The organism is Colwellia maritima, assembly GCF_022669015.1.
Taxonomy (GTDB): domain Bacteria; phylum Pseudomonadota; class Gammaproteobacteria; order Enterobacterales; family Alteromonadaceae; genus Colwellia; species Colwellia maritima.
On sequence record NZ_JAKKSL010000002.1, the window covers coordinates 309,444 to 325,122 of the forward strand.

The following is a 15,679-nucleotide window of genomic DNA, read 5'->3' on the forward strand; positions in this document are numbered from 1 at the left end:
AAGTTTTGCCGACACTAATCAAGTAATTGGTCAACTGGAGCAGTTAGCCTCGGTTGATGAATTACGTGGCAATATCGCATTAGTCAGTAATTTTGCTATACCAAACACTGGACATTCCTAATGCCCCTGAAGATAAATTAGGTTGTCGATATCGATTTAGTGACTGGATAATGCAAGGCGAAGCGTTTTCAGTGAATGAGCAACAAAAATTTGGTCCTATTTTATGGACCATGTATACCTTGAGTGATTCACGAAGCGAAGAAGGTTTTGTGATGAACCTCAGTGCGTTTACTGGTCCAATGGGAGTATATGACAATAACACCATAAGTTTGCAAGTTATTAAAAATGGTGCTTGGACAACATTGGCGACTGAAAAATTAGATCCTGATGCTTGGGTGGCAACTTTCCGCGTGCCAAATTGGAATGAAACAGTAGTAACACCTTATCGCGTTGTATACCTCGAAAAACAGCGTGATGGTAGTGAAAACCTTGATATTTATTTGGGTAATATTCAAGCAAATCCCGTTGGCAAAAAATTGCGTATGGCATCATTAACTTGTCAAAATGATTATGCTTTTCCTTACGCACCTGTCGCAGACAATGTTGTAAAAATGAAACCTGATTTGGTGTTTTTCTCTGGTGATCAATTGTATGAATCACACGGTGGTTTTGGTGTTGTACGAGCACCAAGCAAGCTTGGCTATACTTAATTATCTGCGTAAGTATTATCAATTTGGTTGGGCATTCCGCGAGGCAATGCGTAATCAACCCACTATTTGTTTGCCAGACGATCACGATGTATTGCAAGGTAATTTATGGGGGGAGGCGGGCGCACCTATGCCACAAGAGGCGCCGGCAAATAATCATGTAGATAAATCAGGTGGTTATATTGAACCTATTCGGATGGTAAATGTGGTTCATCGTACGAATACCGCTCATCACATGGATCCGGTTGACCCAACTCCGGCCTCGTGGGGATTAAGTGTCTATCATGGTGAAATAATTTATGGCAACGTGGGTTTTGCAATTGTTGCGGATAGACAGTGGAAAAGTGGGCCAGAGAACTTAAACATTATTGTTGGTACATCAGGGCAAGAAGAAGATCCAAACGTATTTAATCCGACTTATGATGATCCAAATCTTAATTTATTAGGTAAAAAGCAAGAAAATTTTTTAGCAAAATGGAGTAAAGACTGGCGAGGCCATGAACTTAAAGCACTATTAAGTCAGACTATTTTTGCCGCCCTTGCAACACATCAAGCAAATCCAGATTTTTATCTTAAATATGATTTTGATAGTGACGGTTGGCCTGCATCGGGACGAAATAGGGCAGTAGAAGCAATACATGAATCGATGGCATTACATATTTGCGGTGACACACATTTAGCCAGTGTTTCTCAATATGGGCTTGATAAATCTCGTGATAGTAATTGGGCATTTTGTGCTCCTGCAATCGCGGTAGGGTGGCAACGTTGGTGGAAGCCTGATAGCGTTGATTTGTTGTATAAAAACAGACCAACACACGGATTAGATAACACCGGAGAATATCAAGATAGTTTTGGAAATAAAAACTATGTTTATGCGGTTGCAAACCCTATTTATAGCACAGCGAAAAATCGTTATGTTAAAGCCCATGAAAAGGCCAGTGGTTTTGGCTTTATCACCTTCGACACTCAAGCTAAAACATATACTTTGGATGCGTATAAGTTTTTGGTTGATGTAACTGATTCAAACCCAAACAATCAATATGAAGGTTGGCCAATAACCATTCATCAAAAAGAAAATAAGGGTGAAAATATTATAGGTTAATACTTAATTTACGTATTTTGTTACTTAAAACGAAAAAGGAAAGCCGTGATGACTTTCCTTTTTTATTATAAATTTTATGTTAAATTACTATCGCAACACTATCAGTGGTACTGGTGTTTTTTCTAACATTTTCATAGTATTACTACCAACAAAAAATTGTCTAATTTTAGAATGTCCAAATGCTCCCATGATGACGAGTTCAATATCATGGCTTTTTTGATAGGTCATCAATGCTTCGTTAATATTGCCCTCTAAAAATGCAGTGGTAACGGTAAAGCCTTTTGTCTGTAGTTTTATTTTGGCGCTTTCAAATTTACTCATTAAAGCCGGTTCGTTATTTTTTACTGACACTAAATGACAATCAACGCCATTTAATAGGCCAGAATCGAGCACTTTTTGTAATGCTCTTTCGGCAGATGCTCGGCCATCATAGGCAATCATAAAAGATTTTGGGGCCGAAAACGTCTTTGGAACAATAAACACAGGTTGTGCAGATTTTCTTAATAGCGTTTCAATATGAGATCCTAACGCTTTAAAATCACTATTGTGCTGTAAACCGCTTCGACCGATAACAATCAGCCGAGTGTCTTTTTCTAAATCTAATAAGGCTTCCACAACATCGCCATGGCGCTGCAGTGTTTCTATGTGCTCAATACCAGACGTTTTAGCGGATGAAGCAACGAATTCAAGTAACTCTGATCCTAATTGCAATGCTATTTTACTTTTTTGCTCATCTAGCTTGGTCATTTCTTTTAATAAGCTAGAACGTGCCCCTAAACCAATAGTTCCGGTAAAATCATCGGCACCATGTTGTTGCTCTTTTTCTATGGTATGTAAAAAACAAAGGGTTTCATTGAGTTTTTTTGCAGCCCAAATTCCCGCGTCAGCCACTGACTGGGTGATAGAAGAGCCATCTATACAGGTAATAATTTTATTCATTGTTATCTCCTTAATGTCCACCCAGTAGTTTGTCTACTTCATTTGGATCGTTGTGCACGCCAAATTTATCTACTACCGTTTCAGTCGCTTCATTCATACCGATAATATTCACCGTAGCCCCTTCACGGCGGAACTTAATTACCACTTTATCTAACGATGACACGGAGGTAATATCCCAAAAGTGAGCATCGGTTAAATCAATAACAACATGACTTGCTGCTTCTTTAAAGTCAAATGATGCAATAAATTGTTCAGCCGAAGCGAAGAAAATTTGTCCTACCACTTTATAAGTACGCTTATTTTCTTCAGGGGAGAAATGTGACTTAACCGCCATAAAACGGCCAATTTTATTAGCAAAAAATAAGGTCGCTAACAATACACCCATCAAGACACCCATCGCTAAATTGTGCGTTACCACCACAACCACCACTGTTGTGATCATAACAATATTTGAGGATAGCGGATGTTTACCTAAATCTGTTATTGATGACCATGAAAAAGTACCTATGGAAACCATAATCATTACGGCAACCAATGCTGCCATCGGAATTTGTTTTAACCATTCATCAAGAAATACAACCATTACCGGCAGAAAAGCACCAAAGCAATAAAGGTAGAAAGTCGTCCTCGACCACCAGATTTCACATTAATGATAGATTGACCTATCATGGCACAACCTGCCATGCCACCAAATAAACCTGCGCCAATATTAGCAAGGCCTTGGCCTTTACATTCCTTGTTTCTGTCGCTAGTCGTATCGGTTAAATCATCTACAATGGTCGCTGTCATCATGGATTCAAGTAAACCAACAATAGCAAGGCCTACCGAGTAAGGGAAAATGATTGTTAGTGTTTCTAGCGTAAGGGGAATATCAGGCCATAAAAAAATAGGTAAGGTGTCAGGTAATTCGCCCATATCACCTACGGTACGAATATCTAATCCAATAATCATAGAAAAAATGGTTAAACTCACAATACACACCAGTGGAGAGGGTAATACCTTGCCCACTTTAGGTACATAGGGGAAGAGATAAATAATACCTAGTCCCGTTGCTGTCATGGCATATACATGCCAGGTTACATTGGTTAATTCAGGTAATTGTGCCATAAATATTAAAATAGCTAACGCATTAACAAAACCCGTAACCACTGAGCGCGAAACAAAACGCATTAATTCACCAAGCCTTAAAAAGCGGCAAATATTTGTAATACACCCGTTAATAATGTGGCTGCTAGCAAGTATTCAAGCCCATGGTCTTTAACTAACGTAACCATTAAAAGTGCCATTGCACCCGTAGCAGCAGAAATCATTCCAGGCCGTCCACCAACAACAGCAATAATCACAGCGATACAGAAAGAGGCATAAAGTCCCACTTTGGGATCAACACCTGCAATAATAGAAAAGGCAATGGCTTCGGGAATAAGGGCTAAGGCCACAACAATACCCGCAAGAACATCACCACGAATATTAGAGAGCCAGTCTCTTTTAACGTGTTCGAACATGCTAAACAACCTAGTTTTTAAGTCCTCAAATGTGAGGAATGAATAAAGCGTAAACGCAAGTGGATCGCGTAATATACGAGCTGAATGCTCAGTATAAACGAGCTAATAGGAAAGAAATAAGTCTAGGGTGGCGTAAAGATCAAGGTTAACTCCAGACAATAAAAATTTAGATGAATAATATACAAATATACGGTGTATTACAACCCAATACTCGCGTGTTGTTTACGGTTAATTGTTATTGTTTGTTTTGTTATTCAATTGGTTATGTTTATATTTTTAGTTTTTTATTGTGTTTTGCTATTCACAACTTATAGATCTGTTATCGGTTATGTCTAGGGTTATAAATCAACCGATAAAACTACGTTTTTATTCTTTATTAAGTTAAGTTTGACTTTATTTCATATTGATGTTGTCTGTGCATAAATACAGCCAAGACGTAAATTATGTAATTTGCGTGAAAAAAGGTTTTATCAACCTTTTGTAGCAACTTGTAGCAACGAGAATGGTTTTAATTAATGAAATTAGATCTAAAGAAACATTGTTTGCTCTTAAAGCCGGCACGAGTCGTTTCATGATACTTCCGAATAAACTTTTGTTGTTTTGTATATTTTATATTATGCTTCGCTAGTGTAAATACATAACTAGCAGCAGGTGCGTTTAAAACGCTATTATTATTTCTTTAAAACTTAATAATACCGTTATTATAACGATAAACTGTCTGTATTCAGAATAAAATACAACTATATTTATAGAATAAGGATTTATATGAAATTCGTTCGGCTTTTGTCACTAATTTTACTTAGTGTTATTTTTACCGTGCAAGCGAACACAAATTTTACTGACTTTACTGCTAACAAAACAATTCAAAAGGGGTATTTCACTTTTTATTTAGATGAAGTAACCGGCAAAGTATATTTACAAATAGACAAGTTTAATCAAGATTTTCTTTTTCAAAGTAGCCTACCTAAAGGGATTGGCTCTAATGATATAGGTCTTGACCGAGGGCAATTAGGTGCAACACGATTAGCTCGGTTTGAACGCGTTGGCAGTAAGGTTGTTCTTAGGCAACTTAATACCTATTATCGCGCTAACTCTGACAATCCATTAGAAAAACAGGCAGTCGATGAAGCATTTGCCTCATCAATTATATGGGGTTTCACCATTGAAAGTGAAGATAATACACGTGAACAAGTGATTATTGATTACACACCTTTTTTACTTTCTGATATCCATAACATTACAGATACACTTGCTAAAGGCAAAGAAGGCAAATTCTCAATTGATGAGAGTAGAAGTTTTGTTTATCAATCGCGCAGCAAAGCATTTCCAAATAATACAGAATTAGAGGCAACGGTAACGTTTAAAGGAAGCGATGCAGGTCAATACTTACGAAGTGTTAGTCCAGATGCTAAAGCATTCACTGTCAACTTACATCACTCATTAATTAAATTACCTGATGATAAATACAAACCAAGAGTCTTTCATCCATATAGCGGATATTGGGCAGAAAGCTACGCTGATTATGCCAGTGCTATTGATGAACCATTGATTAAACGTTTTATTCCTCGCCATCGTTTAGCCAAAAAAACACCTAGCGCGGCAATGAGTGAAGCCGTTGACCCTATTATTTATTACATCGATCCAGGAGTGCCAGAGCCAATAAAAGGAGCACTTTTAGATGGTGCGCGTTGGTGGGTTAAAGCTTTTGAAGAAATAGGATATAAAAATGCATTTCAAGTGAAAATATTACCCGAAGATGCCGACCCTATGGATATACGGTATAACGTAATTCAATGGGTGCATCGTGCAACACGTGTCGGGTCCTATGGCTCTTCAGTTATAGACCCAAGAACTGGCGAAATTATTAAAGGCCATGTTACGCTAGGCTCGCTTAGAGTACGACAAGACTATCTTATCGCACTGGGGTTAACCTCTCCCTTCACCGGTAAAAATACTGACACAAGTCAAATGAAAGAAATGGCTTTAGCGCGTATTCGACAACTATCAGCGCATGAGGTTGGTCATACGTTAGGCATAGCACATAATTTTGCTGCCAGTGTCAATGATCGGGCGTCAGTGATGGATTACCCACACCCACTAATTAACTTGATAGATGGTGAAATTGACTTATCAAATGCGTACGATGATAAAATTGGCGTATGGGATAAACATGTTATTGCATATGGTTATTCAGATGTGATGGCTGACAAAGAACAAGCCTATTTAGATACTGTAATAAATACAGCGAAAAACAAAGGGCTGCTTTATGTTTCAGACCCTGACGCCAGATCAAGTTCTAGTGCACATAATACAGGACATTTATGGGACAACGGTGAAAATGCAGCCTTAGAATTAACACGAATGTTAACCATAAGAAAGAAAGCATTGGCCAACTTTGGTTTAAATAGCATTCCTTTAAATACCCCGTTATCTGAATTAGAAGAGGTGCTAGCACCCATATACAATTTTCATCGCTACCAAGTTGAAGCTGCAGCGAAATTAATAGCGGGCGTTGATTATAGTTACCAAGTTAAAACGCAAGAAAAGCAGAGCCCAATGCGTTGGGTAGATGGTAAAACGCAGCAACAAGCTATTGCGGCATTATTACAAAGCATAAGCCCTGAAGAGTTAACGTTACCAGTGCATATAGTGAAGTTAATACCACCCAAAGCTTACGGATATAGTAAAACGAGAGAAAGCTTTAAAAGTAATACAGGGCTAACTTTTGATCCTATTTATGCGGCGGAAGCTAGTGTCAAGAAAACACTATCATTGCTTTTTAATGCACAACGTTTAACGCGTTTACAACAACAAGCCGTTATGGAAAGTACAATTCCGTCTGTTGCAAACTTGTTTGAGCAAATTATTTCGCATAGTTTTAAAGTATTACCTGAATCTGGTTTGTCATTGTTAGTTCAGCAACGGGTGAATCAGCAGGTTGTTGAGCATTTACTTTCGCTCTGGCATAACCAAGAATTGGTAACAGAAGTAAGAGCAGAAGTGTATGCCACACTTAATGACTTGAAAGAATTATTAGCAACAAATAGTCGCGCGAAAAAATACAAATCTATGGCCGCTCAATTTAATTTATTAAAAAGCCAAATTACGTTCAGCCTAGCGCAAGGAAAACTAGCAACACCAATATCTACTATTGATATGCCGCCAGGCTCACCAATAGGTAATTAATGCAAAACAAAAAACACAAAAAAGGCATAAAAAACGACATAGTACGGAAGGCGAAAAACTTATCAGGCTATCCATGATAAATCTTCTTTTTAGTTGAGATGTTTGGTGATTGTTTAATTTATTGTTGACTGTGCATAAAACAAACTAAAGTCGAAGATTATGTAATTTGCATGAAAAAATGTTTTTACTAACCTTTCACTCATCAACCAGTTAACGGAATTATGATTAACTAATTGATGAGTAGAGGTAATTGGAGTATTGTAGATTTTTAAATTTACATGATAGAAGGATCAATGTCGTGTTTAAACATGACATTTATCCTTCTAATATAGCTGTTATAAGCACCTAGAATTTGGTGTTGTATTCAATCAACGAGGAACTAATGGAAAGTCAAATTGAGATTGTTGAGAGGTTAATTGAAGAAGGCGAAAAGTTCACTTTTCAAAACTTTTGTTTAAACATAGGCGATTATCAAGGACGTTACGGTGGCCCTGACACTCCAGAGTGGGGAACGTTCAAAGTTAGAACTCAAAACATAGTAGCCAAACACCTTTCAGATAATTCCCCTGCAATGACTCTTGTAGCTGAAGGACTTACTCAGTATACCGAAGGAAATGAACCTGCCAAATTTGAAATTGCCAAGTCTAATTTAGTCAAGGCATTACAAATACTTGCGGGAACTTTAAAAAATGATGTTTACGGAGAACTAAAAAAAGAAAAGAGCACATCTACATCCGTTGCATTATCAAATAAAGTTTTTATTGTTCATGGACATGATCAAGGTTTAAAAACTGATGTTGAACGTTTTGTACATGAAATAGGTTTAATACCTGTTGTACTTCACAGAGAAGCTGATGAAGGCGCAACAGTAATTGAAAAGTTTGAAAAACATAGTGATGTTGGATTTGCATTTATCCTTCTAACACCGGATGAAGTCGGTTATACAGTTGATCAAATTGATATTCCTGAATCAGACAAAACCGTTGAATTTAGGGCGAGACCTAATGTCATATTCGAATTTGGTTATTTTGTTGGTAGGTTAGGACGAAATAGAGTCTGCTGTTTACACAAGGGGGATGTTGTTTTACCTAGTGATTTGAATGGTCTTGTATATAAAAAAGTAGATGGTTCCGTTGACCCCCAAGCTTACGCAATAATAAAAGAGCTTAAAACGGCAGGTTACAAGATTAATATGTAAACAGTGGATAAATACTAAGCCGATTAAAATTAGTGCGTCAAATGCGCTAATTAATATGAAATACTGGAGAATAAATGGAACTTGATAAATTTGTGGCTAAAACACTTGTAATGATTTGCAAAGGAGTTAGTGAGGCGCAAACTACAGCGAAAGAATTTGGTGGAAATGTTAACGAAAGGCCTCAGACAGCTAAGTCATCTGACTGGGCAAAAAACTCAACACTTTTACAGCAAGTTGAGTTTGATGTTGCAGTTACAACTGAAGATACTTCAAATGGTGAAGGTAAAATTTCAGTTATAGGTATGGGGTTAAATACTGGTAATAGTTCAAAAGATACAATTAGCTCCAGAATTAATTTTAAGGGAAGAATTATACGGACACCCATTCTAAATTGATCAAATCACGATCCTTTACTACACTTTAATAATTTCTCACATCAATAAAGGATTATTGCGATGACCACCGCCAGAAAAAACTTGATCAGTTTAGTTGATACCCCTTATTACCATTGTATTTCACGTTGTGTTAGACGAGCCTATCTTTGTGGTGAAGACAAACTATTAGGAAAAAGCTTTGAGCACAGAAGGCAATGGGTAGAAGATAAACTCATTGCGCTAAGCAAGGTATTTGCCATTGATATTTGTGCCTATGCCGTGATGAGTAATCATACACACCTTGTATTGTTTATTGATGCAGACAAAGCCAAACATTGGTCAACAACTGAGGTTATTCAACGTTGGCATCAATTATTTAAAGGCACATTACTGACCCAACAATTTATGCGTGGTGAAGCGCTTTCAGAACATTTACAACAAAGCTTAAAAGAAACAGTTGAAGCATATCGACATCGATTAACCGATATCAGTTGGTTTATGCGCTTACTCAATGAAAGTATTGCACGACAAGCGAATCAAGAAGATAACTGCACAGGGAGATTTTATTCGCAGCCATCCTTGGCGCTCACCCTTCGGGCCGCCTAAAGCTGTTCAAATTTTTTCCATACAAATTTGTTGGAAGGACGATTTAAATCACAAGCCTTATTAGATGAATCTGCACTTGCCGCTTGTATGGCATATGTTGATTTAAACCCCGTTAAAGCGAACATGGCAACAACACCAGAAGCATCAGCCTATACCAGTGTTAAACAACGAGTAGCACAAGCTAAAACAGCAAAACAACCTGAGCATCTATTGCCTTTTGTTGGTAACCCTAAAAAACACATGCCTAAAGGCTTACCGTTTGAATTATTGGATTATCTTTCATTAATAGAAGTTGTCCCTGCAAGCGATCTTAAGCTCTAATCCTATACTTGCTTGGCTAACTACCTCTTTTTCTAGTGCTTGTATAATTGACTCGCGTGACGAAAGGTTCACCGTTAATGTGTTATCTACGTAACATACAGTACCAGAGGTTTTTGTTTGTTTTTGGCGTCCTTCGGTTAACAATATGGACAAACGAAACAGCTGCAATAAAAAGAGTAAACGTGGATTGGTATGTAATGACAAATCACACTTTATATCTTTTTTAAATTTCCCTTTATGATTACGAATTAAAAGGGCTACAGATTGTTGTTCATCCAAACTAAAACCTGGCATGTTACTATTTTTAATAATATAGGCTCCATGCACTTGATGTTTTTTAGAGTTAATTGCAATACCTATTTCATGTAACCTTGCCGCCCAATACAATAATTGTAAATCGTCATTAGATAAATGTACGGGGGAGTGTTTTAAATTATTTTTAAAGGTGTTAATTTGATGGACAATCCGTTTACTAAATACATGATCAATATGATGTAAATTAATTAAGTTTTGGATCGTTCGTTCTCGAGTATCAATGTCTGTACGAGAGTTGCTTAAGCTATATAAAACACCTTCGCGAACACCTCCGGCACTAAAATTGATTTCATCAATATTTAAATATTCAAGACAACTTGAAAGGATCGCCACTGCACTTGCCAGTAAGGGCCGTCTGTGGGGATCTAGAGATCTGAACCTAATATTGTCACAGTGTTGCCATTCAATTAACTGTTTTGATAATTGCCTTAAACGTTTCTGATTAATCACAATATCATCAAAAAGCTCTAACATGGTTTGAGAAATTGCTTTTACAGAACCAGACGTTCCTAGAACTGCTCCCCATTTATGTTTATGAAACTTTTTGGCTAGAGAGGTTAATTGCTCAAGTGCGAATTGCTTAGCTTGCGCCATATTGTGTTGTGATATTTTCCCACTTGAAAAGAATTTTTGTTTAAAAGTAACGCAACCCATTTCTATACTATCAGCTATTTGATGGTTAAAACCTCGGCCTAAAACAAATTCAGTACTACCACCGCCAATATCTATAATTAACGTTTTTCCATACAAGTTTTGTGTATGAGCAACGCCTTTATAAATCAATTCAGCTTCATGTTTTCCTGAAATAATTTCAATAGGGTAAGGAAATACTTTTTTTGCTTCATCAAGAAATGTTTGAACATTTTTGGCTTTACGTAGAGCATGAGTAGCGACGATCCGAATTGCATTACCCGATAAATGATTTAAAGACAGGTTGAATTCTCTCAAACATATCATTGCTCTTTTAATGGCTTCTGCACTAAGCATATTATCATTATCTAGACCCGCGGCTAATCCCACTGCATTTTTTTGCCGAAACAATACTTGCAAACAGCCGAAGCGCTTTCTTGAGCAATAATAAGATGAAAACTATTTGAGCCTAAATCAATAGCGACAAGGTGGCTTTTAGTTTGATGTGATTTCTCATTATTCTTTATATGGTTACTTTCAATAACACTATTTAATTCAGTGACTTTACTAGGCATGGTCTATAACACGTTTATTAATATTAGAAGTAAAAGAGACTACTTTAGACATTTGTTGCTCTTCTAAATAATGGTATATTTCAATTTGAGAGCGAACACTCATGTTTGATGTTTTATTTTGATAGTCATTATTTTGAGAAGAATTAATGATTCTTGCTTTACAGTTATCATTTAATTGGATGGTAATAATATCAATTATGTTTTGTTTTATTTTAGGGCAATAAATTGGACACCCCACTTCAACGCGTTCATCAATATTTCGGTGCATCCAATCTGCCGAAGAAATATAAACAGAGGGTTCTCCACTATTTTCAAATATTGCTACTCGCGGATGTTCTAAAAACCTATCCACAATACTAATGGCGGTAATATTTTCACTCTGGTTGGGAACCCCTGGTAATAAGGAACAAACACCACGAACAATTAATTTAATTTTTACACCTGCGTTGCTTGCTTGATATAGTTTTTTAATTAACCCCGTGTCTACTAAGTTATTAATTTTTAATGTAATACCACTTGTTCTCTGTTGTTTAGCGGCATTGATTTCATTATCAATAAGGCTTTCAAACTTATTTCGGGTATTCAAAGGTGACACAATTAAATGATTAAACTTGAACTTAAGGTAAGGGGCTTTGATGAACTCGAACACCTTTTCAACTTCATTGGTGATGTCTGTGTTACACGTAAATAAGCTAAAATCTGTGTAAATTTTAGCGTTTTTTTCATGAAAATTTCCTGTACCAACATGTACATAATGTACTAATTCATTTTGTTCACGGCGGCTAATTAAACAAATTTTAGCATGTACCTTTAAATTAGAAATGCCAAACGAGACTTGAGCCCCTGCATTTGATAAGGTTTCTGCCCAGTGAAGATTTGCTTCTTCATCAAATCTTGCCCTTAACTCAACATTAACAAAAACCTTTTTACCATTTTTCACGGCTTCAATTAACGAGTCAACAACACGAGATTTTTTGGCTACACGATACAGTGAAATCTGAATTTTTTCTACTTTAGGGTCATACGCTGCTTGACGTAGCCATTCAGTAAAATATGAAAACTTATGGTAAGGGTAATGTAACAAAATATCATGCACTTTAATGGCCAAAAATGCATTATTAAATCGAGTGAAGTAATGGTTATCTAAAGCGGGAAGTTTGTCATGTTCAAGGCTTTTATCATTAAGGCTTGGAAATTCAATAAAGTCTTTAAAACTATGATAACGTCCACCTGAAATCAATCCTTGATTCGATGTTATATTTAAACGTTCTTTTAGCGTTACCAACATGTCAATTGGCATTTTTCTATCGTAAACCAATCTGACAGGTTCAGCTTTAATACGTTTTTTTAAACTCGACGACATTTGCTCTAAAAGGCTCTGATTAAATTCATTACTTAAGTCGAATTCAGCATCCCTTGTTAGCTTCATTGAGTAAGCATTGATGGAATCAAATTCAAAAAAGCCACCAAAAATTTCAATTAAACAATGGCGAATGACATTATCAAGCAAAATAATGCTGATGTTATTTTCACCTGCTTTATTTGGTAGAATAATAAAACGTGGCACACTACAACTAGGAACTCGCACAAAGGCATATTGCTTTTGCTTATTTTTAGACATAGATACCATTAAATAGGTCGCATCATCACTTATATGATCGGCTAAATTAGTCGTTTTGGTCAAAATTAATGGAAAGATATGACGTCGAAGTTTATTTTTAAAGTATTGCTTTAACCATAAACTGTGTTCGTCAGTGAGTTGTATTTCATTAATAAGATAAATGTGTTTTGTTTTCAATTTTTGCAATAACAGTATATAGGTTTCATCGAAAACGTCTTGGAGCGCTATTACTTTTTGTTGTATTTTTTCAAATAATAATATGGATTCTTCTTTATGTGCTGTGGAATTTGAAAGTAATACTTTTCTTCGTACATTGGCAACTCTCACACGATAGAATTCGTCCATATTACTTGAGTAAATCCCCAAAAAGCGTAAACGTTCCAAAGAACGGAACTGTCTCATCTTGAGCTTCTTGTAGAACTCTGTGATTAAACGATAGCCAACTTAGTTCTTTTTCAAGAAAAGTCATATTTTAAACACTCCATATACATCATTATAGATAACACGGGCACTGTAATAGATAGATGTTGCATTTTTATGATGACTTGCAGATTTTATTCTGCTGCGTGAAATAAAACCGTCATATTTATCTAACTTAAGAGTTACATTTACTCATTAGAAAGAATTAGCGTAATTATTATATGACAAAAGATGGGTAATCGATGAAATTAACCCATCTTGTCAAAGCAAGCTTTATAGTTGCATGCTTCGGCCTGAATGTTACAACCCTCCGTGGTGCTCACCCTTAGAGTCAATTAAATCTGTTCAAATGTTTACTATAAAAACCTGTGGAAGCCTTCTGCACAAAATATTACCACTTTAATTAGGTCGATTTAGGAAATAGTGTTTTTCATTGTTAACATTTATTCGCTAAAAATAAAAAAGTATACTTATGTCATTATCATTTTAGGTATTAATTTTATTAGAATAAATTAACCTAAGATCAACTAGGTATATTTTAATAAGGATTTAATTTGTGATCATTTCATCTCCATCAGATTATCGTAAAGCGGCAAAAGCTAAACTCCCTCCATTTTTATTTCATTACATAGATGGCGGTGCTTATAATGAACACACGCTTCGTAAAAACACTGAAGACTTAGCTAATATTGCGTTAAAACAAAGAGTTTTGAACGATATGTCTAAACTTGACTTAAGTACGGAATTATTTGGTGAAAAATTAGACTTACCTTTAATCTTAGCCCCTGTTGGTTTAACAGGCATGTACGCACGTCGTGGTGAAGTTCAAGCAGCTAAAGCAGCAGATAAAAAAGGGGTACCGTTTACTTTATCTACTGTTTCTGTATGTCCTATTGAAGAAGTGGCTCCAACAATTCAGCGTCCTATGTGGTTTCAACTTTATGTACTTAAAGATCGTGGATTCATGAAAAATGCATTAGAACGAGCTAAAAGCCGGCGTTAATACGCTAATTTTTACCGTAGATATGCCCGTTCCTGGCGCTCGTTATCGTGATATGCATTCAGGCATGAGTGGTAAAAATGCAGCTATACGTCGTGTGCTGCAAGCCATGTATCACCCTGAATGGGCATTTGATGTAGGTGTATTTGGTAAACCTCATGATTTAGGTAATATTTCTGCTTATCGTGGAGAAGTTACAAAATTAGAAGATTATATTGGTTGGTTAAGTAATAATTTTGACCCATCAATTTCATGGAAAGACTTGGAATGGATTCGAGAATTTTGGGATGGTCCAATGCTTATTAAAGGTATCTTAGATCCAAACGATGCGAAAGATGCAGTAAAGTTTGGTGCTGATGGTATTATCGTTTCAAATCACGGTGGTCGCCAGTTAGATGGTGTTTTATCATCTACTAAAGCATTACCAAGCATTGCAGACGCAGTAAAAGGTGATTTAAAAATAGTGGTTGATTCAGGTATTCGTTCAGGATTAGATGTGGTTAGAATGTTAGCCTTGGGGGCCGACTGTACAATGTTAGGTCGTTCATATATTTATGCATTAGCAGCAAAAGGACAAGCAGGTGTTGAAAATCTGATTGATCTTTATGAACAAGAGATGCGTGTTGCAATGACATTGTGTGGTGCAAATACACTTAAAGATTTAACTAGGGAGTCTTTAATTAATATTTATTAAATAGTTTCAAGGAACATTTTTATCTGTAATAGTTTATAAGACATAAATTTACTTTTCTTGGATAAGATTTATTAGATCACAGCAAAAGATCAGATTTATTCTTTCACTGGAATGTCATTCAGTATTTTCAAAATCTCTTGGTTATTACCTAATTTGGCTAGGTCGATGAGGTAGATTTTTTCAAGGTTTAGCATCGATTGGTCTGCCAGTAACTCTTTAAGCCGTTGTTCCTCATTATTGGCTATAGTAGTTTTGATGGCAGCAAAGTTTGCAATGCTTTGGTTTTTCTCGTTGGGCTTGTTGGTTTCCATATACGCGTTCCCTTTTTCGTTGATGAATTAAAGGCTTAGCAGAACTTATCATAGGCGTTTGTCTATAAAATGCAACCTTCGTCAGGTTTTAGGTGTGTTGATCCTTTTTATATTTACCTTTCATGTAAATGGAAGCTGAACCTATGCTCATTAATAAAAGTGACATCCTAAATTAATA

9 protein-coding genes and 4 pseudogenes are annotated in these 15,679 nt (G+C 36.2%); 7 read left to right on the forward strand and 6 right to left on the reverse strand.

Annotated features, from left to right (window positions below; genetic code table 11):
* Positions 1-92: 92 nt before the first annotated feature.
* Positions 93-710, forward strand: coding sequence for a hypothetical protein (locus L3081_RS28240; protein ID WP_338027306.1), 618 nt, complete (start codon positions 93-95; stop codon positions 708-710).
* On the forward strand, positions 673-1,809 hold the full coding sequence (locus tag L3081_RS28245; RefSeq protein ID WP_338027307.1) for an alkaline phosphatase D family protein: 1,137 nt from the start codon (positions 673-675) through the stop codon (positions 1,807-1,809). The genes L3081_RS28240 and L3081_RS28245 overlap by 38 nt, the downstream gene beginning before the upstream one ends.
* Before the next feature lie 87 nt (positions 1,810-1,896).
* Here the strand turns inward: L3081_RS28245 and L3081_RS11535 are convergent, their stop codons facing one another.
* Both L3081_RS11535 and L3081_RS11540 read right to left on the reverse strand, forming a co-directional pair.
* Positions 1,897-2,748 (reverse strand): universal stress protein, encoded by an 852-nt coding sequence (locus L3081_RS11535; protein WP_242286261.1) that lies wholly within the window; start codon positions 2,746-2,748, stop codon positions 1,897-1,899.
* Between the two features lie 10 nt (positions 2,749-2,758).
* Positions 2,759-4,250 (reverse strand): annotated as a pseudogene (locus tag L3081_RS11540) (SulP family inorganic anion transporter).
* A 765-nt stretch (positions 4,251-5,015) separates the two neighbouring features.
* Between L3081_RS11540 and L3081_RS11545 the strand changes: the two are divergent.
* The 4 genes and pseudogenes from L3081_RS11545 to L3081_RS11560 all read left to right on the forward strand — a co-directional run.
* Entirely contained in the window at positions 5,016-7,436 is a 2,421-nt protein-coding gene (locus tag L3081_RS11545; RefSeq protein WP_242286263.1) for a zinc-dependent metalloprotease, read from the forward strand.
* A gap of 382 nt (positions 7,437-7,818) precedes the next feature.
* Positions 7,819-8,634, forward strand: coding sequence for a TIR domain-containing protein (locus L3081_RS11550; protein ID WP_242286265.1), 816 nt, complete (start codon positions 7,819-7,821; stop codon positions 8,632-8,634).
* Positions 8,635-8,708: 74 nt separating this feature from the next.
* A complete protein-coding gene (locus L3081_RS11555; protein WP_242286267.1) occupies positions 8,709-9,029 on the forward strand; it encodes a hypothetical protein in 321 nt (106 codons plus the stop codon).
* Between the two features lie 60 nt (positions 9,030-9,089).
* A pseudogene (locus L3081_RS11560) lies at positions 9,090-9,908 on the forward strand (transposase); the annotation flags it as partial.
* Here the strand turns inward: L3081_RS11560 and L3081_RS11565 are convergent.
* The 3 genes and pseudogenes from L3081_RS11565 to ppk1 all read right to left on the reverse strand — a co-directional run bounded on the left by L3081_RS11565 (position 9,897) and on the right by ppk1 (position 13,545).
* Complete coding sequence (locus L3081_RS11565) at positions 9,897-11,270, reverse strand: Ppx/GppA phosphatase family protein (protein WP_242286269.1); 1,374 nt, start codon at positions 11,268-11,270, stop codon at positions 9,897-9,899. The pseudogene L3081_RS11560 and the gene L3081_RS11565 overlap by 12 nt on opposite strands.
* Positions 11,261-11,455, reverse strand: coding sequence for a hypothetical protein (locus L3081_RS11570; protein ID WP_242286271.1), 195 nt, complete (start codon positions 11,453-11,455; stop codon positions 11,261-11,263). The genes L3081_RS11565 and L3081_RS11570 overlap by 10 nt, the downstream gene beginning before the upstream one ends.
* Positions 11,448-13,545 (reverse strand): annotated as a pseudogene (gene ppk1 / locus L3081_RS11575) (polyphosphate kinase 1). Before ppk1 ends, L3081_RS11570 begins: the two are co-directional and overlap by 8 nt.
* Positions 13,546-14,052: 507 nt before the next feature.
* Between ppk1 and lldD the strand changes: the two are divergent.
* Positions 14,053-15,190, forward strand: a pseudogene (gene lldD, locus L3081_RS11580) (FMN-dependent L-lactate dehydrogenase LldD).
* 95 nt (positions 15,191-15,285) lie between these two features.
* On the opposite strand, the gene L3081_RS11585 reads toward lldD, so the two are convergent.
* Positions 15,286-15,501 carry a hypothetical protein gene (locus L3081_RS11585; RefSeq protein ID WP_242286273.1) on the reverse strand — a complete coding sequence of 72 codons (216 nt, stop codon included), beginning with the start codon at positions 15,499-15,501 and terminating at the stop codon, positions 15,286-15,288.
* Positions 15,502-15,679: the final 178 nt, after the last annotated feature.

Excerpts from the sequence above, each read along its gene's own strand:
- L3081_RS11535 (WP_242286261.1), bottom strand. The coding sequence starts at position 2,748 with ATGAATAAAATTATTACCTGTATAGATGGCTCTTCTATCACCCAGTCA.
- L3081_RS11545 (WP_242286263.1), top strand. The coding sequence starts at position 5,016 with ATGAAATTCGTTCGGCTTTTGTCACTAATTTTACTTAGTGTTATTTTT.
- L3081_RS11550 (WP_242286265.1), top strand. The coding sequence starts at position 7,819 with ATGGAAAGTCAAATTGAGATTGTTGAGAGGTTAATTGAAGAAGGCGAA.
- L3081_RS11555 (WP_242286267.1), top strand. The coding sequence starts at position 8,709 with ATGGAACTTGATAAATTTGTGGCTAAAACACTTGTAATGATTTGCAAA.
- L3081_RS11570 (WP_242286271.1), bottom strand. The coding sequence starts at position 11,455 with ATGCCTAGTAAAGTCACTGAATTAAATAGTGTTATTGAAAGTAACCAT.
- L3081_RS11585 (WP_242286273.1), bottom strand. The coding sequence starts at position 15,501 with ATGGAAACCAACAAGCCCAACGAGAAAAACCAAAGCATTGCAAACTTT.